At 61.8% G+C, this 23662-nt stretch carries 20 protein-coding genes; 11 read left to right on the top strand and 9 right to left on the bottom strand.

The genetic code is table 11. The annotated features are described in order from the left end of the window. Positions 1-3: 3 nt before the first annotated feature. The 3 genes from AYR47_RS13235 (at position 4) to AYR47_RS13245 (ending at position 2140) form a co-directional block, all read left to right on the top strand. The gene (locus AYR47_RS13235; RefSeq protein ID WP_033899937.1) at positions 4-1110 is read left to right on the top strand and encodes an NADH:flavin oxidoreductase/NADH oxidase; all 1107 of its coding nucleotides are present in this window, start codon (positions 4-6) and stop codon (positions 1108-1110) included. Positions 1111-1214: 104 nt separating this feature from the next. Beyond that, on the top strand, positions 1215-1760 hold the full coding sequence (locus AYR47_RS13240; protein WP_061435499.1) for a GNAT family N-acetyltransferase: 546 nt from the start codon (positions 1215-1217) through the stop codon (positions 1758-1760). Positions 1761-1954: 194 nt separating this feature from the next. Further along, on the top strand, positions 1955-2140 hold the full coding sequence (locus AYR47_RS13245) for a hypothetical protein (RefSeq protein WP_033899941.1): 186 nt from the start codon (positions 1955-1957) through the stop codon (positions 2138-2140). Between the two features lie 44 nt (positions 2141-2184). Here AYR47_RS13245 and AYR47_RS13250 read toward each other — a convergent pair whose 3' ends face one another. The 9 genes from AYR47_RS13250 to AYR47_RS13290 all read right to left on the bottom strand — a co-directional run bounded on the left by AYR47_RS13250 (position 2185) and on the right by AYR47_RS13290 (position 14092). Continuing rightward, positions 2185-3810: a glucan biosynthesis protein D gene (locus AYR47_RS13250; RefSeq protein WP_061435502.1), complete on the bottom strand. Its 1626-nt coding sequence runs from the start codon at positions 3808-3810 to the stop codon at positions 2185-2187. A gap of 243 nt (positions 3811-4053) precedes the next feature. Continuing rightward, the gene (locus AYR47_RS13255; protein WP_061435504.1) at positions 4054-5916 is read right to left on the bottom strand and encodes an NAD(P)/FAD-dependent oxidoreductase; all 1863 of its coding nucleotides are present in this window, start codon (positions 5914-5916) and stop codon (positions 4054-4056) included. Between the two features lie 63 nt (positions 5917-5979). Further along, on the bottom strand, positions 5980-7404 hold the full coding sequence (locus AYR47_RS13260; RefSeq protein WP_038849307.1) for a gamma-aminobutyraldehyde dehydrogenase: 1425 nt from the start codon (positions 7402-7404) through the stop codon (positions 5980-5982). A gap of 21 nt (positions 7405-7425) precedes the next feature. Beyond that, complete coding sequence (locus AYR47_RS13265; RefSeq protein ID WP_012722540.1) at positions 7426-8235, bottom strand: ABC transporter permease; 810 nt, start codon at positions 8233-8235, stop codon at positions 7426-7428. Then, on the bottom strand, positions 8225-9154 hold the full coding sequence (locus tag AYR47_RS13270) for an ABC transporter permease (RefSeq protein ID WP_016977918.1): 930 nt from the start codon (positions 9152-9154) through the stop codon (positions 8225-8227). The genes AYR47_RS13265 and AYR47_RS13270 overlap by 11 nt, the downstream gene beginning before the upstream one ends. Before the next feature lies 1 nt (position 9155). Beyond that, positions 9156-10190: an ABC transporter ATP-binding protein gene (locus AYR47_RS13275; RefSeq protein ID WP_061435506.1), complete on the bottom strand. Its 1035-nt coding sequence runs from the start codon at positions 10188-10190 to the stop codon at positions 9156-9158. 175 nt (positions 10191-10365) lie between these two features. After that, the gene (ydcS, locus tag AYR47_RS13280; RefSeq protein ID WP_061435508.1) at positions 10366-11517 is read right to left on the bottom strand and encodes a putative ABC transporter substrate-binding protein YdcS; all 1152 of its coding nucleotides are present in this window, start codon (positions 11515-11517) and stop codon (positions 10366-10368) included. A 72-nt stretch (positions 11518-11589) separates the two neighbouring features. Continuing rightward, positions 11590-13047, bottom strand: coding sequence for a gamma-aminobutyraldehyde dehydrogenase (locus AYR47_RS13285; RefSeq protein ID WP_061435510.1), 1458 nt, complete (start codon positions 13045-13047; stop codon positions 11590-11592). 133 nt (positions 13048-13180) lie between these two features. After that, entirely contained in the window at positions 13181-14092 is a 912-nt protein-coding gene (locus tag AYR47_RS13290) for a LysR family transcriptional regulator (protein WP_003209548.1), read from the bottom strand. A gap of 168 nt (positions 14093-14260) precedes the next feature. Between AYR47_RS13290 and AYR47_RS13295 the strand changes: the two genes are divergently transcribed. From AYR47_RS13295 to AYR47_RS13330, 8 genes are all read left to right on the top strand, one after another. Continuing rightward, on the top strand, positions 14261-14971 hold the full coding sequence (locus AYR47_RS13295) for a tellurite resistance TerB family protein (protein ID WP_033899955.1): 711 nt from the start codon (positions 14261-14263) through the stop codon (positions 14969-14971). Positions 14972-15120: 149 nt separating this feature from the next. Beyond that, positions 15121-16743 carry a methyl-accepting chemotaxis protein gene (locus AYR47_RS13300; protein WP_033899957.1) on the top strand — a complete coding sequence of 541 codons (1623 nt, stop codon included), beginning with the start codon at positions 15121-15123 and terminating at the stop codon, positions 16741-16743. Next, a complete protein-coding gene (locus tag AYR47_RS13305; protein ID WP_033899959.1) occupies positions 16743-17255 on the top strand; it encodes a chemotaxis protein CheW in 513 nt (170 codons plus the stop codon). The genes AYR47_RS13300 and AYR47_RS13305 overlap by 1 nt, the downstream gene beginning before the upstream one ends. Further along, a complete protein-coding gene (locus AYR47_RS13310) occupies positions 17252-18511 on the top strand; it encodes a CheR family methyltransferase (protein WP_061435511.1) in 1260 nt (419 codons plus the stop codon). The genes AYR47_RS13305 and AYR47_RS13310 overlap by 4 nt, the downstream gene beginning before the upstream one ends. Then, positions 18508-19209, top strand: coding sequence for a chemotaxis protein CheW (locus tag AYR47_RS13315; RefSeq protein ID WP_033899964.1), 702 nt, complete (start codon positions 18508-18510; stop codon positions 19207-19209). Before AYR47_RS13310 ends, AYR47_RS13315 begins: the two co-directional genes overlap by 4 nt. Next, positions 19206-21476 (top strand): hybrid sensor histidine kinase/response regulator, encoded by a 2271-nt coding sequence (locus tag AYR47_RS13320; protein ID WP_033899966.1) that lies wholly within the window; start codon positions 19206-19208, stop codon positions 21474-21476. The genes AYR47_RS13315 and AYR47_RS13320 overlap by 4 nt, the downstream gene beginning before the upstream one ends. Beyond that, a complete protein-coding gene (locus tag AYR47_RS13325) occupies positions 21473-22483 on the top strand; it encodes a chemotaxis response regulator protein-glutamate methylesterase (RefSeq protein WP_033899968.1) in 1011 nt (336 codons plus the stop codon). Before AYR47_RS13320 ends, AYR47_RS13325 begins: the two co-directional genes overlap by 4 nt. Positions 22484-22534: 51 nt before the next feature. Beyond that, a complete protein-coding gene (locus tag AYR47_RS13330) occupies positions 22535-23536 on the top strand; it encodes a diguanylate cyclase domain-containing protein (protein ID WP_033899969.1) in 1002 nt (333 codons plus the stop codon). Positions 23537-23662: the final 126 nt, after the last annotated feature.

Genomic DNA, 23662 nt, shown 5'->3' on the forward strand with positions numbered 1-23662 from the left:
GCCATGAGTCAGCTGCTCGAACCTTATACCCTCCGTCAATTGACCCTGCTCAACCGCATCGCCGTGTCGCCCATGTGCCAATACTCAAGCGTCGATGGCCTGGCTAATGACTGGCACCTGGTACACCTCGGCAGCCGTGCCGTCGGCGGCGCCGGGTTGATTTTCACTGAAGCCACCGCCGTGACTGCCGATGGCCGCATCACCGCCCAGGACCTGGGCTTGTGGAATGACGCACAAATCGAACCGCTGCAACGCATCACACGTTTCATTGCGGCCCAAGGCGCGGTGGCCGGCATTCAGCTGGCCCATGCCGGGCGCAAGGCCAGCACTCATCGGCCTTGGATCGGCAAGCACGGCAGCGTCAAACCGGAGGATGGCGGCTGGACGCCGGTAGGGCCATCACCGATTGCCTTCGACCCCCAGCACACCCAGCCCAAGCCATTGGACGAGGGCCAGATCCAGCAAGTGATCGCCGATTTTGTCGCCGCCGCCAAGCGCGCGTTGACCGCAGGCTTCGAAGTGGTGGAAATCCACGCGGCCCATGGTTACCTGTTGCATCAATTTCTCTCTCCTATCAGCAACCAGCGTCAGGACCAGTACGGCGGCTCGTTCGAAAACCGCATCCGCCTGGTGCTGCAAGTGACCCAGGCCGTGCGTGAAGTCTGGCCCCAGGAGCTGCCGTTGTTTGTGCGGGTGTCGGCCACCGATTGGGTGGAAGACGGCTGGAACCCCGATGAAACCGTAGAGCTGGCGCGTCGCCTGAAGGACCTGGGGGTGGACCTGATCGACGTCTCCTCCGGTGGCACCGCCGCCAACGCCGAGATCCCCACCGGCCCCGGTTACCAGACCCGTTTCGCCGAGCGCGTGCGCAAAGAGTCGGGCATGGCCACCGGCACCGTTGGCATGATCACCGAGCCGGCCCAGGCCGAGCACATCCTGCGTACCTGCCAGGCCGATATCATCTTCCTGGCCCGAGAACTGTTGCGTGATCCGTACTGGCCGCTGCATGCCGACGATGACCTGGGCGGACGCAAGGCTATCTGGCCGGCGCAGTACCAGCGCGCTACGCACCGGGATCAGCCGATTCATGAATCGGACCTGCGTGACTGAACCTGCCTGATGTGCCCACCAAGCCCACCCTGACCCGGTGGGTTTTTTCTTGCTCGTTGTTAATACAAGCCTGATCCTTGGTCGCCTAAAAGCAGGAGGCCATCATGCTGGTGGAACGCGCGTTAACTGAAAGTGACATCCCGTTGCTGGCAACCATCGACCGCACGGAGCTGATCCACCAATGCTATCGCGTGGACGGTGGTCAGTTGGTGTTGTACGCCGCTTGCCACGACATGCGCGGTTGGCCCGAAGGTGAAGCTGAACAGGACGCCGTGGCGCTGCATGCCTGCCTGAAACGCGGCGGGTGGTTGCTGGGTGTATTCGACGGTCCCGCCTTGGTCGCGGCGGCGGTGGTGGACAATCGCACCCTCCATAACCAGCAACTGCGCATGCGCCAACTGAAGTTCCTGCACGTCAGCCACGCGGCGCGCGGCTTGGGGCTGGGAGGGCGTCTGTTCGCGCTGGCCTGTGAGCACGGCCGTCAAACCGGCGCGGAGGCGTTGTATATCTCGGCCACGGAATCGCGCAATACCGTGGACTTTTACCTACGCCAAGGCTGCCTGTTACTGCAGCAACCTGATCCAGAACTGTTTGCACAGGAGCCCCATGACATTCATCTCTACCGACCGTTGGGTGAGAAAGGGCTGTAGGTCTTTGTTACCGAAGCAAATATTTAAGTGATTACTCTAAAAAAGTCGCACGCTCGGCAAGAAGGTTTCTACGCTTAGGATAAGCCTGATTTCTGGCCCAGGAAGTCAGTTGGTTTGCTCACTGAGGCATTGCGCTTCATGGGAGGCAGTTATGGGCAACGGGAGTATTTGATGGATATCAGGAGAAGCAGTCCATGGCCAGTTCCTATGGTGTAGCGGGTGTGGTGGCGTTATTTCTGGCCCGCAGGGTGTCTTTGCGTGGCCGAAGGCTGAGTTCGGATGAAGCTGAACTGCTGGCGCAATATCGCGCCCTGACCGAAAACGATCAGGTGGCGATGCGCTATTTGATTGGGGCGATGAAGAGTGTGTCGCGGTTCTGAGCCGCAGGAGGAACGTTCCCACGCACGCGTGGGAACGCGGTCAATCAGGTGTACTTACGCTGGTCCGGAGCCGGCGGGAAGTACTGGTACAACCAGGTTTCACTCAAGGTGCGGTCCTGGGTGCGAATGAACAGGCGCAGTTCCACCGGCTCCACGCTGTCGCTGGTCGGGTACCAGTCAAACAGGATGCGGTAGCCCTTGATGTTATCCAGCACCAGCACGCTGAAGTCTTTTACTTCGCCATGGGAGCAGGTCACCACCGGCTCGATCCCGGTGCCCGGTGGCAGGCGATCCAGGCCGCCGCCCTTGAAGTCCACGGCAAAACGGCGCGCCCACACGGGTGGGTAGTGCTCGCCCGGTGCCCAACCCTCGGTAAAGCCACCCATGCCTGAGCGGGTCGCGTCGACTTGTGCCAGCGGCGTACTCACCGGTGGCAGGGCGCTCCAGTACAGCTTGTAGCCATAGTTGAGCGAGTCGCCGGCTGCCACGGGTTTTTTCGGGGTCCAGAAGGCCACGATGTTATCCAGTGTCTCGCCGGTGGTAGGAATTTCCAGCAGGTCGATGGAGCCTTCACCCCACGCAGTGGTCGGTTCGACCCACAGGCTTGGGCGCTTGCTGTACCAGTCCACCGTATCCTGGTAACTGGCGAACTCATGGTCGGTCTGCACCAGGCCGAAGCCTTTCGGGTCTTTGTCGGCAAAGGCGTTGAATTGCAGCTTGGCTGGGTTGTTCAGCGGGCGGCAGATCCACTCGCCGTTGCCGCGCCACATGGCCAGGCGGTCCGAATCGTGGATCTGCGGGTGGATGGTGTCGCACATGCGCCGTTCGTGGGTGCCGCAGCTGAACATGCTGGTCATCGGTGCGATGCCCAGTTGTTCGATGGTGGTACGTGCATTGATGTGTGCGTCGATTGCCATCACCACCTGGTTGGCCTGGCAGTCGATATCGAAACGGTAGGCACCCGTGGCGCTCGGGGAGTCGAGCAGGGCGTAGACCACAAAGCGGGTGGCGTTCTTGTCCGGGGTTTCAAACCAGAACTGCGTGAAGTCGGGGAACTCCTCGCGTTTTTTCGCGTAGGTGTCGATGGCCAGGCCGCGGGCCGAAAGACCGTACTGCCCGGTGTTGTCCACCGCACGGAAGTAGCTGGCGCCGAGAAACGACAGCACGTCATGGCGGTCCAGTTCCGGCGCCTTGAACAGCTTGAAGCCGGAAAAACCCAGGTCCCCGGTCAGTTGCTTGGTGTCGACCGTGGTCTTTTCATAGTTGAACAGCGACGGGCGGAAATGTACTTCACGCGCTTCGCGGGTCTTGGGGTCGACGCTGTGCATGCGCACTGGCGTCTTGAAGCCCATGCCGACGTGGAAGAACTGCACGTCCAATTGGCCGTTCAACTCCTTCCATAGTGAATGGTTGCCGTCGTAGCCGATGGCGTTGAAATTCTGCGGGGTCATGGTCGCCAGCGTCGGCGGCAGCACCTGTTTGGTGTCCTTGTAAGCGGTCCCGGCCAGTTGTTTGGCCTGGGCCTTGAGCGATTCGAAATCGAACGCCACGGCCTTGCCATCTGCGGCACGGTTCCCGGCCCAGGCCTGGGCGGCAAGCAGGCCGCTGGCCGACAAACCGGTGTAAGCCGCAATGGCCATGGACGCTTTGAGCAAATTCCTGCGGTGCATAGAGACAACCTGTCGTGAGCAAATCCCGCGCCGTTCCTGGCACGTAGCGGATCAGAAATTACGGTTCGGACATGCCTTCGACCAAACGCAACGGACATTAAACAGACGCCGGATAGCTTAAGCGGTTCGATGACGTAGGAAAATTGATTGATGGCTGGGTGATGGCGTTGCAAGTGCGACAAGACATTTCCAATTGTCAGGCAGCCCTGTAGTGAGCGGGGCAAGCCCGCTCACTACAAGTCCTCAGCTCACTTCGCCCACAGCCCGGTAAGCTTCATCAATCGCCGCATGGGCATACGCACTCCACGCCGCGTCCGAGTTGGCGATGCTCACATGCCCCAGCGGCTTTTTCGCCAGGTTCATCCACGCTTCGCTCTGGTCCGCATCGTCGAACAAGCTGTTGGAGAAGCTCGCATAACCGTGTGACCAGCGGTTGACAGTGATCGCCAAAATGTCGGTCTCATGGTTGAACCCACCCGGCCCGAGCATGCGTTGCAACTGGTCACGCAGCTGCGCTTCCAGCTGTTCGAACGTCTGCCCATAGAGTTTGCCGCGTCCGGCGCGGGCCTGGTCGCGGGCGTTCATGCCGCTGTTGGGGCTGGTGGGGACGTAGACCATGTGCAAGCCGATCGGCTGCGTTGGGTCGCGCGGGTGGTCGTAGCCGCCCATGCTCACCGGGTAATCCAGCTTGATGCGGCTGTAGGGCTGGGTCGCCGCGTAGATTTCATGCACGCCCAACTTCTGGAACGACTGCCAATTGCGGATCACCACCTTGGTGTACACCAGCGGGTACTTCACGTTCTGGCTCAGGGCTTGGGCTTGGGTCGCGGGCAGGTCTTTCAGCAGATACGGAATCATCATGTTGTAGCAGGCCAGGATGCAGCGTTTGCCGCGCACCTGTGCGAGTTGTCCGCCACGGCTGTAGCCGATATGCACGCTGTTGCCGACGTTACGCACGCTGACTGCCGTGCTGTTCAAGCGTAAGCGCACGGCCACCTTGGGCTGGTCGAGCTTGGCGTAGTCAAACGCCGCCAGCACGATATCGTCCATGGTGTGCCCTGGTGCCACGCCCGGAATCAGGCTGCGCACCAGCAACCGCGCCACCGAGGCATTGCCATCCGGGAAGTGGTAGATGTAGGGCTCTTCCATTTCCGCTGCCGCTTCTTCGCTGATCGGCGCCAGGTTCATCCCGGCAAAGCCTGGGAAACCCACGCTATAAGCGTCAGCAGCAGCCACGGCATCGATGCTCAACGCCATGAAGTCATTGGTGCGGCTCTGGAAGTACTTCACTGCGCCTTCCGACAATCCTACGTTCTTGAGCAGGAAATCGCGGTAGCTGGTGGTAGCCAGGGTGTCGGCCTTTTCTTCGGCGGTCTTGCCCGGCAGGTAATCCTTGGGCGCGGTGTGCAGTTCGATCAGGGCCTGGCGATCGGCCGCTGGCAACGGGAAGTCATTGATGAAGTCGCTGATGGTGCGGGCATTCAACTGGTCCGGTGCAATATCGTCGGCCACCATCGGCGTCGGGTCGCCGGTCACCAGTTTGTCTTCGCCGAAGTTTTCCTTGTCGAAGAACACCCCGCGCGAAAGCCCAAGGCCTGGGTAGAACTGGCGGTCGAAGGCGGTTTCGAAGCGCTTGATGTTGACCCCGAGCTTTTTCAACAACCCGTTCACTTCCTTGCTGTACAGGTGGTTGGGCGACTGGAACGCCTCGCTGCCGCCGTAGCCGATGATCATGCGGCCACCGGCCTGGAATTCGTTGCGCTTGGCGTGACCGCCGAAGTCGTCGTGGTTTTCCAGGATCAGGATCTTCGCCTTGGGGTGCTTCTCGCGGTAAAACCACGCCGCCGACAAACCACTCAAGCCGCCGCCCACGACCACCAGGTCATAGTCCTCGGTGATCGGCAGTGCGTCGGTGTTGAACACCTTCTTTTCCCAGCCCATCTGGTGCGCCACTTCGAACGAGCCGGCATGGCTGCCGCGCAGGCCGGTGAGGGCGGGTGGGTAGTAACGGCCATCGGGAGCGGCTTGCAGGATTTGCAGCGGGGTCATGCCGGCGGCAATGGTGACAGCGACGCCGTTGAGGAAGTCGCGGCGGGTGATATCCATGGGGGATCCTGAAAATTATTGTTATAGGTTCCCGGCATCCAGGGAGGATGCCGGGTTAAATCGTCAGTGCTTGAACATCACATGGCGCACGGTGGTGTAGTCCTCCAGCCCGTACATGGACATGTCCTTGCCATACCCGGACAGTTTCTGGCCGCCGTGGGGCATTTCGCTGACGAGCATGAAGTGGGTGTTCACCCAGGTGCAGCCGTACTGCAGGCGTGCGGCCAAGCGGTGGGCGCGTCCTACATCGGCGGTCCACACGGATGACGCCAAGCCGTAGTCCGAATCATTGGCCCAGCCCAGTACCTGTGCTTCATCGGTGAACTTGGTTACCGAGACCACCGGCCCGAACACCTCTCGGCGCACGATTTCGTCGTCCTGCTGTGCGTCGGCCAATACCGTCGGTTCAAAGAAGAAACCATTGCCTTCCACGGCCTTGCCGCCGGTGACCAGGCGAATGTGCGACTGCGCCACAGCGCGTTCGACAAACCCGGCGACACGGTCGCGATGCTGCGCGGTAATCAATGGGCCCAGCTCGGTGGCCGGGTCATCCTGCAAGCCGTACTGGATACTGGCGACCGCCGCACCGAGCTTCTCGACAAACGCATCGTAGATATCCGCCTGCGCATAAATCCGGCAGGCCGCCGTGCAATCCTGGCCGGCGTTGTAGAAGCCAAAAGTACGAATACCTTCCACGGCGGCGTCTATGTCCGCGTCGTTGAAGATGATCACGGGCGCCTTGCCACCCAACTCCATGTGCATGCGCTTCACGCTGTCGGCGGTGCTGGAGATGATGTTTGCGCCGGTGGCGATGGAACCGGTCAACGACACCATGCGCACTTTCGGGTGGTTCACCAGCGGGCTACCGACGGTTGGCCCACGGCCGAACACCAGGTTGAGCACACCGGCCGGGAAGATTTCAGCGGCCAGTTCGACCATGCGTAGCGCGGTCAACGGGGTTTGCTCCGACGGCTTGAGCACCACGGTATTACCGGCGGCGAGGGCCGGGGCGATTTTCCAGGCGACCATCATCAGTGGGTAGTTCCACGGCGCGATGGACGCAATCACCCCCACCGGGTCGCGGCGGATCATCGAGGTATGGCCAGGCAGGTATTCACCGCCGGCCGAGCCGCTCATGCAACGGCTGGCGCCGGCAAAGAAGCGGAATACGTCGGCAATCGCCGGAATTTCATCGTTCAGGGCGGCGCTGTAGGGCTTGCCGCAGTTGTCTGATTCCAGCTTGGCCAGCTCTTCGCCATGGGCTTCGATCACGTCCGCCAGTTTCAGCAGCAGCAGCGAACGGTCCTTGGGCGCGGTTTGCGACCAGCTTTCGAAAGCCGCATCGGCTGCGCGCACGGCGGCGTCGACCTGGGCTTCGCTGGCTTCGTTGATTTCCACCAGCACGCGGCCGAGCGCCGGGTTGAATACCGCCTGGGCCGGGCCTTCGCCCTCGACCAGTTGGCCATTGATCAGCAGTTTGGTTTGCATCGCCATGTCCTCTTCAAACAATTATTTACCGCCACTACCGGCCACGCTTTCACCGCCGCGCGTCAGGTAATAGGCACCGAGAATCGGGAACATCGTCACCAGCATCACCAGCATCGCGACCACGTTGGTCACCGGCACATCCCGTGGGCGGCTCAGTTGGTTGAGCAGCCACAACGGCAAGGTGCGTTCGTGGCCGGCGGTGAAGGTGGTGACGATGATTTCGTCGAACGACAGCGCAAAGGCGAGCATGCCGCCGGCCAGCAGCGCCGAGCCCAGGTTGGGCATGATGATGTAGCGGAAGGTCTGCCAGCCGTCGGCGCCCAGGTCCATCGAGGCTTCGATCAAACTGTGGGAGGTACGGCGCAGGCGGGCGATGACGTTGTTGTAGACGATCACCACGCAAAAGGTCGCGTGGCCGACGATGATGGTGAACATCCCCGGCTCGATCCCGAGCGTCTTGAAAGTCGCCAGCAACGCGATACCGGTGATGATCCCCGGCAGCGCAATCGGCAGGATCAGCATCAATGACACGCCTTGCTTGCCAAAGAACTCACGGCGATACAGCGCCGCCGAGGCCAGGGTGCCGAGCACCATGGCGATCAGGGTAGCGATGGCCGCAATCTGCAACGACAGCTTGATCGCTTCCAGCACATCCGGCCGGGCGAAGGCCACGCTGAACCACTTCAACGTGAAGCCCTGTGGCGGGAAGCTGAACGCCGCTTCTTCTGTGTTGAAGGCGTAGAGGAAGATGATCAGGATCGGGAAGTGGAGAAAAACCAGTCCACCCCAAGCTGCGATCTTCAGGCCCATGGAAGATTTTTCAGAGTGCATCGAAGGCCCCCAGGCGTTTGACGATGGACAGGTAAACCGCGATCAGCACGATGGGCACCAGGGTGAACGCTGCGGCCATGGGCATATTGCCGATGGCGCCTTGCTGCGCGTAGACCATGCCGCCCACGAAGTAACCCGGCGGGCCCACCAGCTGCGGCACGATGAAGTCGCCCAGGGTCAGCGAGAAGGTGAAGATGGAGCCGGCGGCAATCCCCGGAATCGACAGCGGCAGGATCACCTGCATGAACGTCTGGCGCGGCTTGGCGCCCAAATCCGCCGACGCTTGCAGCAATGAGGGCGGCAAACGTTCCAGGGACGCCTGGATCGGCAGAATCATGAACGGCAGCCAGATGTAGACAAACACCATGAAGCGCCCCAGGTGCGAGGTGCTCAAGGTGCTGCCGCCCACGCCCGGAATGCCCAGCACGAACTGCAATACCGGCTCCAACCCCAGGTGCTGCACAAACCACTGCGCCACGCCGCCCTTGGCCAGCAGCAAGGTCCAGGCGTAGGCCTTGACGATGTAACTGGCCCACATCGGCATCATCACCGCGATGTAGAAGAACGCCTTGGTCTTGCCCGTGGTGTAGCGCGCCATGTAGTAGGCAATCGGAAAGGCGACGACGGCGCTGGCGATCGACACCACAATGGCCATGCTCAGGGTGCGCACGATGATGTCGAAGTTCGACGGCTGGAACAGCGCGGCGAAGTTAGCCAGGGTCAGGTCCGGGGTGACCGCCATGGTGAAGTCATCAAACGTATAGAAACCTTGCCACAGCAGGGTCAGCAACGAGCCGAGGTAGATCGCGCCGAACCAGATCAGCGGCGGCACCAGCAGCATCGCCAGGTAGAGGTTGGGCTTGCGGTACAGCAGGTTGGAAAACCTGCGCATCGGCGGTTGGGAAAGGGCCAGGCTCATGTCACACCTCGCCTGCGATATCGGTCAGCGGGGTCATGGCTTCCCGTGCCCAGCGAGCGGTGATGGACTGGCCGACCTGATGGCCGCTGCTGATGTCCAGCCATTGGTTGTTGGCCTGGCTGATGTTCAGCGCCTGGCCGTTTTCCAGTTTCAGTTCATAGCGAGTGGCGCTGCCCTGGTATTGGATATCGTGGAGCAGACCGCTGATTTCCACTTCGCCAGCGCCCAGCGGGCCTTCGGCAAAGCGCACGTGTTCCGGGCGGATCGAGAAGGGTTGTGCAGTGCCGCTGAGGCGCTGGGCCAGCTCGCCACGAATCACGTTGGAGGTGCCGACAAACTCAGCGACAAACGACGTGGCCGGTTTCATATAGAGATTGCGCGGGGTGTCGACCTGCTCGATGCGGCCTTTGTTGAACACGGCGACGCGGTCGGACATCGACAGCGCTTCGGTCTGGTCGTGGGTCACGAAGATAAAGGTGATGCCCAACTGGCGTTGCAGCTTTTTCAGCTCGCTTTGCATCTGTTCGCGCAGCTTGAGGTCGAGGGCGCCCAGGGGTTCGTCCAGCAGCAGCACCCGTGGACGATTGACCAGGGCGCGGGCCAGGGCCACACGCTGGCGCTGGCCGCCGGACAGTTGCACCGGCTTGCGGTCGCCGTAGCCGCCGAGGGCGACCATGGCCAGCGCCTCTTCGGCACGGTTCAGGCGTTCCGCCTTGCCCACGCCCTTGACCTTGAGGCCGTAGGCCACGTTGTCGCGCACATTCATATGGGGGAACAGCGCGTAATCCTGGAACACGGTGTTCACATCGCGCTGATAGGGCGGCAAGCCGGCGGCTTCCTCGCCATGGATACGGATCGAGCCTGCGCTCGGCTGCTCAAACCCGGCGATCAGGCGCAGGCAGGTGGTCTTGCCCGAGCCGGAAGGGCCGAGCATGGAAAAGAACTCGCCGTCCTGGATGTCGATGGAAACCCGGTCAACGGCTTTCACTTCGCCGAACTGACGGGAAACGTGGGTGAATTGGACTGCAAGCGTCATGGTGCGGTGCTCCAAAAAGGCGCGGGTCGTCGCAGCGGCCCGGCCTGGACTTCTGAAAAAACGAGGATGCATGGGTGCTGCGCTGAAACGGTGAAAATCGGGCTTTTGTGGTGAGCGGGCTTGCCCCGCGCAGGGCAAGCCTGCTCACCACAAGAAGCAGTTTCTGCAGGGACCCTTAGCGGCCGCCCATGATCGCGATGTAATCCTGGGTCCAGCGGCTGTAAGGCACGAACTTGCCGCCTTCAGCCTGCGGGGTTTTCCAGAAGGCGATCTTGTCGAACTGGTCGAAACCGTTGGTCTTGCAGCCTTCGGCGCCGAGCAATTCGCTTTCCTTGCACGCCGCAGGCACCGCCGGCAGCGAACCGAACCAGGCGGCAACGTCGCCCTGGACCTTCGGCTGCAGCGACCAATCCATCCACTTGTAGGCGCAGTTCGGGTGCTTGGCCTCGGCGTGCAACATGGTGGTGTCGGCCCAGCCGGTGGCGCCTTCCTTTGGAATGGTCGAGGCAATCGGCTGTTTCTCGTTCTGCAGGCCGTTGACCTGATACGGCCAGGCGCTGGAGGCCACTACGCCTTCATTCTTGAAGTCACTCATTTGCACGGTGGTGTCGTGCCAGTAGCGGTGGATCAGCGGTTGTTGCGCGCGCAGCAATTCGAGCACGGCCTTGTACTGGGTTTCAGTCAGTTCATAGGGGTTCTGGATGCCCAGTTCCGGCTGGGTCGACTTGAGGTACAGCGCCGCGTCCGCGATGTAGATCGGGCCGTCATACGCCTGCACGCGACCTTTGTTCGGCTTGCCGTCCGGCAGGTTCTGCGCTTCGAACAGCACATTCCAGCTGGTGGGCGCGGTCTTGAACACGTTGGTGTTGTACATCAACACGTTCGGGCCCCACTGGTACGGGGTGCCATAGGTTTGCTGGCCGACTACGTACCACGGCGCATCTTTCAGGCGCGGGTCGATGTTCTTCCAGTTGGGGATCAGCGAGGTGTTGATCGGCTGCACACGTTTGCCGACGATCAACCGCAACGACGCATCGCCCGATGCGGTGACCAGGTCATACCCGCCCTTGGCCATCAGGCTGACCATTTCGTCAGAGGTGGCGGCGGTTTTCACGTTGACCTTGCAGCCGGTTTCCTTCTCGAAACCGGTCACCCAGTCGTAGGCCTTGTCGCTTTCGCCACGTTCGATATAACCGGGCCAGGCGACGATATCCAACTGGCCTTCACCGGCGCCCACCGCTTTGAGCGGTTCAGCGGCCTGGAGGCTGGCGCTGGCCAGCAGCGCGGTGGTCAGGGCACTGAGCAGTGCGGTCTTGTGCGCAGACATGGGGGTTCCCTCTTCTTTAATTATGGTCGGGGCAGTGTTTGAAGCCGGTAACGCAACAGCTTAGTTGTTGTTTTAAAGATGCTGGCCGTGGCGCGCCATGATGTGGCGCACCACGCTGTAGTCCTGCAGCGAATCGCTGGACAGATCCTTCCCATACCCCGAGCGCTTCAAGCCGCCGTGGGGCATTTCGCTGACCAGCATGAAATGGCTGTTGATCCAGGTGCAGCCGTATTGCAGGCGCGCCGCCACCTGCATGGCCTTGTCCAGGTTCTGGGTCCACACCGAGGAGGCCAGGCCGTATTCGGAGTCGTTGGCCCAGTCCACCGCCTGTTCCAGCTCATCGAAACGGGTCACGGTGACCACCGGGCCGAACACTTCGCGCTGCACGATTTCATCGTTCTGTTTACAGCCGGCGAGCAAGGTCGGCTGGTAATAGAAGCCCGCACCGGAATGCACGGCGGCGCCGGTGATGCGTTCGATATGCGGCTGGCCGAGGGCGCGTTCGACAAAACTGGCGACGCGGTCGCGCTGACGCGTGCTGATCAGCGGGCCGAGCTCATTGTCGGCATCGCGCTTGCCGGCAAAACGCAGGCTGCTGACCGCCACGCCCAGCTCAGCCACCAGTTTGTCGTGGATCCCGGCCTGGGCGTAGATGCGGCACGCGGCGGTGCAGTCCTGGCCGGCGTTGTAATAGCCATAGGCGCGCACGCCTTCGACCACAGCTTGCAGGTCGGCGTCGTTGCACACGATCACCGGCGCCTTGCCGCCCAATTCCAGGTGTGTGCGTTTGAGGGTTTTGGAGGCGGCTTGCAGGATTTTCTGCCCGGTGACGATATCGCCGGTCAGCGAGACCATGCGCACCTTGGGGTGACTGACCAAGTGACTGCCGACGCCTTCGCCGCCGCCACACAGAATGTTGATCACACCACGTGGCAGCAGCTCTTTAAGCACGGGCGCCAGGGCCAGGATCGACAGCGGCGTGTGTTCCGACGGTTTGAACACCAAAGTATTACCGGCGGCCAGGGCTGGGGCGATCTTCCACGCGGCCATCATCAACGGGTAGTTCCACGGCGCAATCGAGGCCACTACGCCAATCGGATCGCGACGCACCATGCTGGTGTAACCGGGCAGGTATTCACCGCTCAACTGCCCGGTCTGGCAACGCACGGCTCCGGCGAAGAAGCGGAATACATCGACGGTGGCACTCAAGTCATCCTGGCGGGCCAAGTGCAACGGCTTGCCGCAGTTCAGGGATTCGAGGCGGGCCAGGTAATCAGCTTGTTTTTCGATGGCGTCGGCGATGCCGAGCAGGATGTTCGAACGCTGCTGCGGCGTGGTGCGCGACCAGCCGGCAAAGGCGCGGTGGGCGGCGAGGATCGCGGTTTCGACCTGCTCTGTGCTGGCTTCGGCGATCTGAGTGAGCACTTCACCGGTGGCCGGGTTGAGGATCGGCTCGGCAAACCCCTGGCCCTGGACCAGTTCGCCGTCGATCAGCAACGCAGTGAGCAGCGGGGTGGGCGCGCCGGACATTTTTCGCGATCTCTTTTCTTGTGTGGCCATGGGCGTTCTCTTACAAGGCGCCTGACCTTCTCTTATGGGATGAACAGAGACTAGAGGTCAGGCGCGAGGTCAACAAATACTAAATACTGAATGCAGCATTCGATTAAATAGATGGCTTGCGCGGGTGCGGCTGTTCGCGGGCCACCGTCAGGAACGGGTCCACCAGCGCTGGGCGTGCGGTGCCACGGCGCCACGCCAGGCCCACGTCGAGGGTCTGGCTGAGGTCGGCGATCGGGCGCGCTTCAATGATGTCGCCTTCAAGCGACCACGGTCGGTAGGTCATGTCCGGCTGGATCGACACGCCGAGGCCCGCGGCCACCAGGCTGCGCACGGCTTCGGTGGAGGCGGTGCGCAACGTCACGCGCGGTTGCAGGCCTGCGCCGGTCCACATGCGCTGGGCGTTGTGGCCCATTTCATCGACGTTCAGCTGGATCAGCGGTTCACGCGCCACATCGGCCAGGTTGATGCTGTCGTGTTCCAGCAGTGGATGCTGCGCCGGTAGCCACAAGCGGTGCGGGGAGTGGGTGAGGACTTCGGTCTGCAAGGCATGGCGGTCTTCGAGGTTGGAGAGGATCAGCACGCCCACATCGATTTCGCCGCTGACCAGCAAATGCTCGATGTACGGGCGCTCATCCTCCATCACGCGGATTTCCACATTGGGGTAGGCGCGCTGGAATCGCGTCAGCAGGTCAGCGAGGTAATAACCGGCCACCAGGCTGGTCACACCGATGATCAGTTGCCCGGCTACCTGATCAGTGCTCTGTTGCAGGCTGCGTTTGGCGTTGTCGACGGTGGCAAGGATCAGGTGCGCCTGGCGCAGGAATTGATGGCCCTGGTGGGTCAGGGTCATGCCCTTGGCATGCCGGTTGAACAGGTTAACGCCGATTTCCTGCTCCAATTGCTGGATCGCCAGGGTCAGGGTGGACTGGGAAATGAACGCCGTCTGCGCGGCGGCAGAGATCGAGCCGGTCTCGGCCACGGCGATAAAATGCCGGATTTGACGCAAGGTCATCATGCTGGAATTACCAGTGGGGTGTTTTTATAGATTTGTTCGAGTGTATATCGATTTAAGCGAAGGGCGGCCGCGTTACATCTGGAAGCACTCTAGATCGAGGCTTTTTGGCACTTAGTTTTACGCTGGGGGCCTATTGGTCCTATGAACCCTAGTGTCTGGAGGCTACGAATGAATACCCGTGGATTGCTCGATCAGTTGCTCAAGTCTGGCCAGGACATGTTGCAAAACAAGGCTGGCGGCCAGCGTAAACAGGACGACAAAGGTGCACTGGGCGGTTTGCTCGGCGGTGGCGGCCTGGGCAGCCTGCTCGGTGGCGCGGGCGGCGGTGCCTTGGCGGCCGGCGCGATGGGCTTGCTGTTGGGTAACAAAAAAGCCCGCAAATTCGGCGGCAAAGCCCTGACCTACGGTGGTTTGGCCGCATTGGGCGTGATTGCCTACAAAGCCTATGGCAACTGGCAGGCCAGCCAAGCCAATGCGCCACAAGGCGAACCGCAGACCATCGACCGACTGCCACCGGCCCAGGTCGAGCAACACAGCCAAGGCATCCTCAAGGCACTGGTCGCCGCCGCCAAGGCTGACGGCCATGTGGATGAGCGCGAGCGCGCGCTGATCGAGGGCGAATTCACCAAACTGGACAATGACCGCGAACTGCAAAGCTGGCTGCACGCCGAACTCAACAAACCCCTCGACCCGGCCGACGTAGCGCGGGCTGCCGGCACACCGGAAATGGCTGCCGAGATGTACATCGCCAGTGTGATGCTGGTGGATGAGGAAAACTTCATGGAAAAGGCCTACCTCGATGAGTTGGCCCGTCAACTGAAACTGGAGCCGGGTTTGAAGCTGGAGCTGGAAAAACAGGTGCGCCAAGCGGCGCTCTGAGCCCGTCGCTTTATCGAAAACACCCCGGATGCCATAAAGGCCCGGGGTGTTTTTGCATTCTGTGAGCGCTACATCAAAACCCGTTGATAAATGAGGGCTTCTGCTCAGCTATACTCCCCGGCATTTGATCGGCCCTTCGAGGAATTACTGTGAAGAACTGGACCTTGCGCCAACGGATCTTGGCAAGCTTTGCGGTCATTATCGCCATCATGCTGTTAATGGTTGTGGTCTCCTATTCACGGTTGCTGAAGATCGAAACCAGCGAAGTCGCGGTGCGCGATGACGCGGTGCCGGGGGTCTATCTCAGTTCAATGATCCGTAGCGCCTGGGTCGACAGCTACCTGCAGACCCTTGAATTGCTGGGCCTGCGTGAGAACAAGCAACTGAGCGACGCTGATCGGGCGGAGTTCAAGTCCTTTGAAGCGCGCATCCTGCAGCAGATGAGCAACTACGACAAAACTATTGCCGGCAGTGAAGACCGTTCCGAGTTCGACAAATTCGAAGCCCTGCACCAGGCCTACAACAAGAGCCTGTCCACGGTGCTCGACAGCCTGCAACGCGGTGACCTGGCGGCCGCCCGCAAAGAGTTTGATACGCAGCTGACGCCGACCTGGACCGCAGGCCGCATGAAGCTCAACGACATCATCACCGAGAACAAGAACGTCGCCGACCGTGCGACCAACGCCATCGATGATGCGGTTTCCGCTGCTAAAATCAGCATGTTCGTATCGCTGGTCGTCGCCATCCTCGCCGCCGGCCTGTGTGGCCTGCTGCTGATGCGCGCGATCATGGCGCCGATGCAACGCATCGTCGATATCCTCGAAACCATGCGCGACGGCGACCTGAGCAAGCGCTTGAACCTGGAGCGCAAAGACGAATTCAATGCGGTGGAAACCGGCTTCAACGACATGATGACCGAGCTGACGGCCCTGGTATCCCAGGCCCAGCGTTCGTCGGTGCAGGTCACCACCTCGGTCACCGAGATTGCTGCCACGTCCAAGCAGCAACAGGCCACCGCCACTGAAACCGCTGCGACCACCACTGAAATCGGTGCCACCTCCCGCGAAATCGCGGCCACGTCCAAGGACCTGGTGCGCACCATGACCGAAGTGTCCACCGCCGCCGACCAGGCTTCGGTCGCCGCCGGTTCCGGCCAGCAAGGCCTGGCACGCATGGAAGAAACCATGCACTCGGTGATGGGCGCGGCCGACCTGGTCAACGCCAAGCTGGCGATCCTCAATGAGAAGGCCGGCAACATCAACCAAGTGGTGGTGACCATCGTCAAGGTTGCTGACCAGACCAACCTGCTGTCCCTCAACGCGGCCATCGAGGCTGAAAAAGCCGGCGAATACGGTCGCGGTTTTGCCGTGGTGGCCACCGAAGTGCGTCGCTTGGCCGACCAGACGGCCGTGGCCACCTACGACATTGAGCAGATGGTGCGCGAGATCCAGTCGGCGGTGTCCGCTGGCGTGATGGGCATGGACAAGTTCTCCGAAGAAGTGCGTCGCGGCATGTTTGAAGTGCAGCAAGTGGGCGAGCAGTTGTCGCAGATCATCCATCAGGTGCAGGCCCTGGCGCCGCGGGTGTTGATGGTCAACGAAGGCATGCAGGCCCAGGCCACCGGTGCCGAGCAGATCAACCACGCCCTGGTGCAACTGGGCGATGCCAGCAGCCAGACCGTCGAGTCCCTGCGTCAGGCCAGCTTTGCCATTGACGAGCTGAGTCAGGTGGCGGTCGGTCTGCGCAGCGGCGTGTCGCGCTTCAAAGTCTGATGAGCGACCTCGCGGCTAAACGCGGCGCCGTCCCGGCAGCGAAAAAGGCGTTGTTCCTGGTGTTCCACATCGGCAACGAACGTTACGCCCTCAAGGCCACCGAAGTGGCCGAGGTGCTGCCGCGCCTGCCTTTGAAACCCATCGCCCATGCGCCGCTGTGGGTGGCGGGCATTTTTGCCCACCGTGGTGCACTGGTGCCGGTGATCGACCTCAGCGCCTTGACCTTCGGCACCGCCGCCCAGGCGCGTACCAGCACGCGGCTGGTGCTGGTCAATTACCAGCCCGAGCCCTGGATTGAAGCGCGCTGGCTGGGGCTGATCCTGGAGCAGGCCACCGACACGTTGCGCTGCGACCCGGCGGAGTTTCAGCCCTATGGCCTCGACAACCGCCAGGCGCCGTACCTGGGGCCGGTGCGTGAAGACGCGTTGGGCTTGATGCAATGGATCGGCGTGAATGACCTGCTCACCGATGAGGTGCGCGCCGTGCTGTTTTCTGCCGAGCTGAGCCTATGAGCAGCGATCCGCGTTTCTTTGCCTTCCTTAAAGAGCGCATCGGCCTGGATGTGGCATCGGTGGGCGAAGCCATCATCGAGCGCGCGTTGCGCCAGCGTAGCCAGGCCGTCAATGCGCAGACGGCCGGCGAGTACTGGCAGCACCTGCAAAGTTCCGAGGATGAGCAGCAGGCGCTGATCGAAGCGGTAATCGTCCCGGAGACCTGGTTTTTCCGGTACCCCGAATCGTTCGCGACCCTGGCCCGCTTGGCCAAGGCGCGGCTGATCGAAATCAAGCAGATGCGCGCACTGCGCATCCTCAGCCTGCCGTGCTCCACCGGTGAAGAACCTTATTCGATTGCCATGGCATTACTGGACGCTGGCCTCGCGCCGCACCAGTTCAAGGTGCTGGGCCTGGATGTCAGCCCGCTGTCGGTGGAGCGTGCGCGGCGCGGGGTGTATGGCAAGAACTCGTTTCGCGGTGGCGATATTGCCTTTCGCGACCGCCATTTCACCGAGTATGGCGACGGTTACCACATTGCCGACCGTGTGCGCGAACAGGTGCGCCTGCAGGTGGGCAACCTGCTTGATCCGGGCTTGCTGGCGAATGAGGCGAGCTACGACTTCGTGTTCTGCCGCAACCTGCTGATCTACTTCGACCAGCCGACCCAGAAGCAGGTTTTCGATGTGCTCAAGGGCCTGACCCATTTGGACGGCGTGCTGTTTATCGGCCCGGCCGAAGGCAGCTTGTTGGGGCGCCATGGCATGCGTTCGATTGGGGTGCCGCAGTCGTTTGCGTTCAGTCGGCATGCCGAGCCGGTCAAGCCTGAACCCGTGTTTGTGCCGATTGCCGCGCCTATCCCGCAACGCAGTGCGGCGCCGATTCCGAGCAAGCCACGGCCGTTCAGCACGGCCAGCGCTCAAGTGGTGCCGATCAAGGCGCCGCACACCGATGCGGGCGACCTGCTCAGCCGCATCGCCACCCTGGCCAATGAAGGCAAGAGTGCCGAAGCCCGCGCCGCGTGCGAACAGTATCTGAGCAACCACCCGCCGGCTGCCCAGGTGTTCTACTGGCTCGGGTTGTTGAGTGATGTGGCCGGCAGTGCCCTGGAGGCCCAGGGTTATTATCGAAAAGCCTTGTACCTGGAACCCCAGCACCCGCAGGCCTTGATGCACCTGGCCGCGTTGCTCGAATCCCAGGGCGATAGTGCGGGAGCGCGCCGCTTGCAGGCGCGGGCTGCCCGTAGCGAGCGAGCTGACAGTGAGTCCAAACGATGAGTAACACCGAGGCGCTCGACACCGCAGGCCTGGACCTGACCCTGGCCGACACCCAAGCCATCGACGACTGCTGGAACCGCATCGGCATCCATGGCGACAAATCCTGCCCGCTGTTGGCAGACCATATCCATTGCCGCAACTGCTCGGTGTACTCGGCGGCAGCCACGCGCTTGCTGGACCGCTACGCCTTGCAGCAGGACGCGCATCGCCCGCATGCCGCTGTCGAGCTGGGCGAAGATGTGGTCACCCGTTCGTTGCTGATGTTCCGCCTCGGCGAAGAATGGCTGGGCATTGCCACCCGTTGCCTGGTGGAAGTCGCGCCGTTGCAACCGATACATTCCCTGCCGCACCAACGCTCGCGCGCCTTGCTCGGCGTGGCCAATGTGCGGGGTGCGCTGGTGGCGTGCCTGTCGCTGGTGGAACTGCTGGGCCTGGATGTCACCAGCAACGGCGCCAGCGGCGGCCGCATCATGCCGCGCATGCTGATCATTGCCGCACAGGATGGCCCGGTGGTGGTACCGGTGGATGAAGTCGACGGGATCCACGCCATCGATGAGCGCACCTTGAAGGCGGCTTCGGCCTCCGGCACCCAGGCCAGCGCGCGCTACACCCAAGGCGTGTTGCAGTGGAAAGGTCGCAGCCTGCGTTGGCTGGACGAGGTGCAATTGTTGTCCGCCGTGACCCGGAGCCTCACATGACCCCCGACCAGATGCGCGATGCCTCGCTGCTGGAGCTGTTCAGCCTGGAAGCCGACGCGCAGACCCAGGTGCTGAGCGCGGGCCTGCTGGCCCTGGAACGCAACCCGACCCAGGCCGATCAGCTTGAAGCCTGCATGCGCGCCGCTCACTCGCTCAAGGGGGCGGCGCGTATCGTCGGGGTCGACGCCGGGGTCAGCGTCTCCCATGTGATGGAAGATTGCCTGGTCAGCGCCCAGGAAAGCCGCCTGTACCTGCAACCCGAACATATTGATGCGTTGCTGCAAGGCACCGACCTGCTGATGCGCATCGCCACGCCCGGCAATAACGTGGGGCCGGCGGATATCGAAGCCTATGTGGCGTTGATGGAGCGCCTGTTGGACCCGTCCCAGGCGCCGGTCAAGCCTGTGGCGCCGCCGCCAGAGCCTGTACCTGTCGTTGAAGAACTGCCGCCGGAACCCGAGCCTGCGCCGCCGGTGGTTGCCGAGCCGCTGCGCCAGAACAAACGCATGACCGAAGGCGGCGAGCGCGTGCTGCGGGTTACCGCTGAGCGCTTGAACAGCCTCTTGGACCTGTCGAGCAAATCCTTGGTGGAAACCCAGCGGCTCAAGCCGTATTTGGCCAGCCTGCAGCGCCTCAAGCGCATTCAAAACCAGAGCGTGCGGGCCCTGGATGCGCTGGACGGGCAACTCAAGACCCAAAATCTGAACCTGGAAGCTCAAGAGGCGCTGGCCGACACCCGCCGTCTGCTCAGCGAAGCCCAGGCCCTGCTGGCGGAAAAAACCGCCGAGCTGGACGAGTTTGGCTGGCAGGCCGGGCAGCGCGCCCAGGTGCTCTACGACACCGCTTTGGCCTGCCGCATGCGCCCGTTTGCCGATGTGCTGGCCGGGCAAGTGCGCATGGTGCGCGACCTTGGCCGCAGCCTCGGCAAACAGGTACGCCTGGAGATCGAGGGCGAAAAGACCCAGGTCGACCGTGATGTGCTGGAAAAACTCGAAGCGCCGCTCACCCATTTGTTGCGCAATGCGGTCGACCACGGCATCGAAATGCCTGAGCAACGCCTGCTCGCAGGCAAGCCGGCTGAAGGCCTGATCCGCCTGCGCGCGTCCCACCAGGCCGGCTTGCTGGTGCTGGAATTGAGCGATGACGGTAATGGCGTCGACCTGGAACGGCTGCGCGGCACCATCGTCGACCGGCATCTGTCGCCGCTGGAAACCGCCCTGCGCCTGAGCGAAGAAGAGTTGCTGACGTTCCTGTTCCTGCCGGGGTTCAGCCTGCGTGACAAGGTCACCGAAGTGTCCGGGCGCGGCGTCGGCCTGGACGCGGTGCAGCATATGGTTCGCCAACTGCGCGGCGCGGTGGTGCTGGAGCAGACGGCGGGGCAGGGCAGCCGCTTCCACCTGGAGGTGCCATTGACCCTGTCGGTGGTGCGCAGCCTGGTGGTGGAAGTCGGCGAAGAAGCCTACGCCTTTCCGCTGGCTCACATTGAGCGCATGTGCGACCTGGCGCCGGACGATATCGTGCAACTGGAAGGTCGCCAGCATTTCTGGCACGAAGGCCGGCACGTCGGCCTGGTTGCCGCCAGCCAGTTGTTGCAGCGTCCGGCGGGGCAGGGCCAGTCGGACACCTTGAAAGTCGTGGTGATCCGCGAGCGTGATGCGGTGTATGGGATTGCCGTGGAGCGATTTATCGGCGAGCGTACCCTGGTGGTGCTGCCGCTGGATGATCGCCTGGGCAAGGTCCAGGATATTTCCGCTGGCGCGTTGCTGGATGACGGCTCGGTGGTGCTGATCGTCGATGTCGAAGATATGCTGCGTTCGGTGGACAAACTGCTCAACACCGGCCGCCTGGAACGTATCGCGCGGCGTAGCCAACAAGCCACTGAGGCACCGCGTAAACGCGTGTTGGTGGTGGACGACTCGCTGACCGTGCGTGAACTGCAACGTAAATTGTTACTTAATCGTGGTTATGAAGTGGCCGTGGCGGTCGATGGCATGGACGGCTGGAACGCCTTGCGCTCCGAAGACTTTGACCTGTTGATCACTGATATTGATATGCCTCGTATGGACGGTATTGAATTGGTCACACTCTTGCGCCGAGACAGTCGCCTGCAATCGTTGCCGGTGATGGTGGTGTCCTACAAGGATCGCGAAGAAGACCGACGTCGTGGACTGGACGCCGGTGCCGACTATTATTTAGCCAAAGCCAGTTTCCATGATGATGCCCTGCTGGATGCCGTGGTGGAACTGATCGGAGGCGCGCGGGCATGAGGATTGCGATCGTCAATGACATGCCCCTGGCAGTGGAGGCCTTGCGCCGCGCCTTGAGCTTCGAGCCCGCGCATCAAGTCGTCTGGGTGGCCGCCAATGGCCTCGAAGCGGTGCAGCGCTGCGCTGAACTGACGCCGGACCTGATCCTGATGGACCTGATCATGCCGGTGATGGACGGCGTGGAAGCCACCCGCCAGATCATGGCCGAGACCCCGTGCGCCATTGTGATCGTGACCGTCGACCGTCAGGCCAACGTCAGCCGGGTATTTGAAGCCATGGGCCACGGCGCGTTGGACGTGGTGGACACACCGCCCCTGGGCGTGGGCAACCCCAAGGATGCGGCGGCGCCGCTGCTGCGCAAGATCCTCAATATCGGCTGGCTGATCGGCCAGCGCGGCAGCCGCGTACGTGCCGAAACCGTTGCGCCGCGAATGACCGGTAAACGCCAGAGCCTGGTGGCAATCGGTTCATCGGCCGGTGGTCCGGCTGCCCTGGAAATCCTGCTCAAGGGTTTGCCCCGGGACTTTCCCGCCGCCATTGTGCTGGTGCAGCATGTGGACCAAGTGTTCGCCGCCGGCATGGCCGAGTGGCTGGGCAGCGCTTCCGGCCTGCCGGTGCGCCTGGCCCGTGAAGGCGAGCCCCCGCAAAGCGGCGTGGTGCTGCTGGCCGGCACCAACCACCACATTCGTTTGCTGAAAAATGGCACGCTGGCCTATACCGCAGAGCCGGTGAACGAGATTTACCGGCCTTCGATCGACGTGTTTTTCGAAAGCGTGGCCAGCCATTGGAATGGCGATGCCGTCGGCGTGCTGCTGACCGGCATGGGGCGTGACGGGGCCCAGGGCCTCAAGTTGCTGCGTGAACAAGGTTATTTAACCATCGCCCAGGATCAGCAAAGCTCGGCGGTGTATGGCATGCCCAAAGCGGCGGCGGCAATTGATGCTGCTGTTGAAATTCGCCCACTGGATAGAATTGCGCCCCGATTGCTGGAGGTCTTTGCAAAATGAACATGACCTCCCGCGGTGCTGGCTGGCAGGTAGTAATTCAGGTGACTGCACATGAATGATTTACAGATCGACGACATCAAGACCGACGAAAATGCCGCCATGGTGTTGCTGGTCGACGACCAGGCCATGATCGGCGAAGCCGTGCGACGCGGCCTGGCCCATGAAGAAAATATCGACTTCCACTTCTGCGCCGATCCACACCAGGCGATTGCCCAGGCGATCCGCATCAAGCCGACCGTGATCCTGCAGGATCTGGTGATGCCGGGCCTCGACGGTCTGACCTTGGTGCGCGAATACCGCAATCATCCGGCCACCGCGAATATCCCGATTATCGTGCTGTCCACCAAAGAAGATCCGCTGATCAAGAGCGCGGCTTTTTCTGCAGGGGCCAATGATTACTTGGTCAAGCTGCCGGACAACATCGAATTGGTGGCGCGCATTCGCTATCACTCGCGGTCCTACATGACCCTGTTGCAGCGGGATGCGGCTTATCGTGCGCTGCGGGTCAGCCAGCAACAGTTGCTGGACACCAATCTGGTACTGCAACGGCTGATGAACTCTGATGGCCTGACCGGGCTGTCCAACCGTCGTCACTTTGATGAATATTTGGAGCTGGAGTGGCGTCGGGCCATGCGTGATCAGACTCAGTTGTCGTTGTTGATGATTGATGTGGATTTCTTCAAGACCTATAACGACAGTTTTGGGCACGTTGAGGGTGACGAAGCCTTGCGCAAGGTGGCGGCGACCATTCGTGAGGCCAGCAGTCGGCCTTCGGATTTGCCGGCGCGCTATGGAGGGGAGGAGTTTGCCCTGGTGCTGCCTAATACCTCGCCGGGCGGTGCGCGGTTGGTGGCTGAGAAGCTGCGCATGGCGGTGGCTGCGTTGAAGATTCCGCATAACGCGCCGACTGAGGGGTCGAGCCTGACGATTAGCATTGGGTTGTCGACCATGACGCCGCAGCAGGGGACGGATTGCCGGCAGGTGATCTTGGCGGCGGATAAGGGGTTGTATACGGCTAAGCATAATGGGCGGAATCAGGTGGGGATTGAGTAGGGCTGAGTGCTTCTGTGTACATATCCGTTGCTGCGGTCACGGCTGCTATTGGTTCCGCTCTTACAGCGGGTCACTTTTTGAAAAGCGCAAAAAGTAACCAAAAACGCTTCGCCCCAACACTCGGCA

Origin of the sequence: Pseudomonas azotoformans, from assembly GCF_001579805.1 — a bacterium.
Lineage (GTDB): Bacteria > Pseudomonadota > Gammaproteobacteria > Pseudomonadales > Pseudomonadaceae > Aquipseudomonas > Aquipseudomonas azotoformans_A.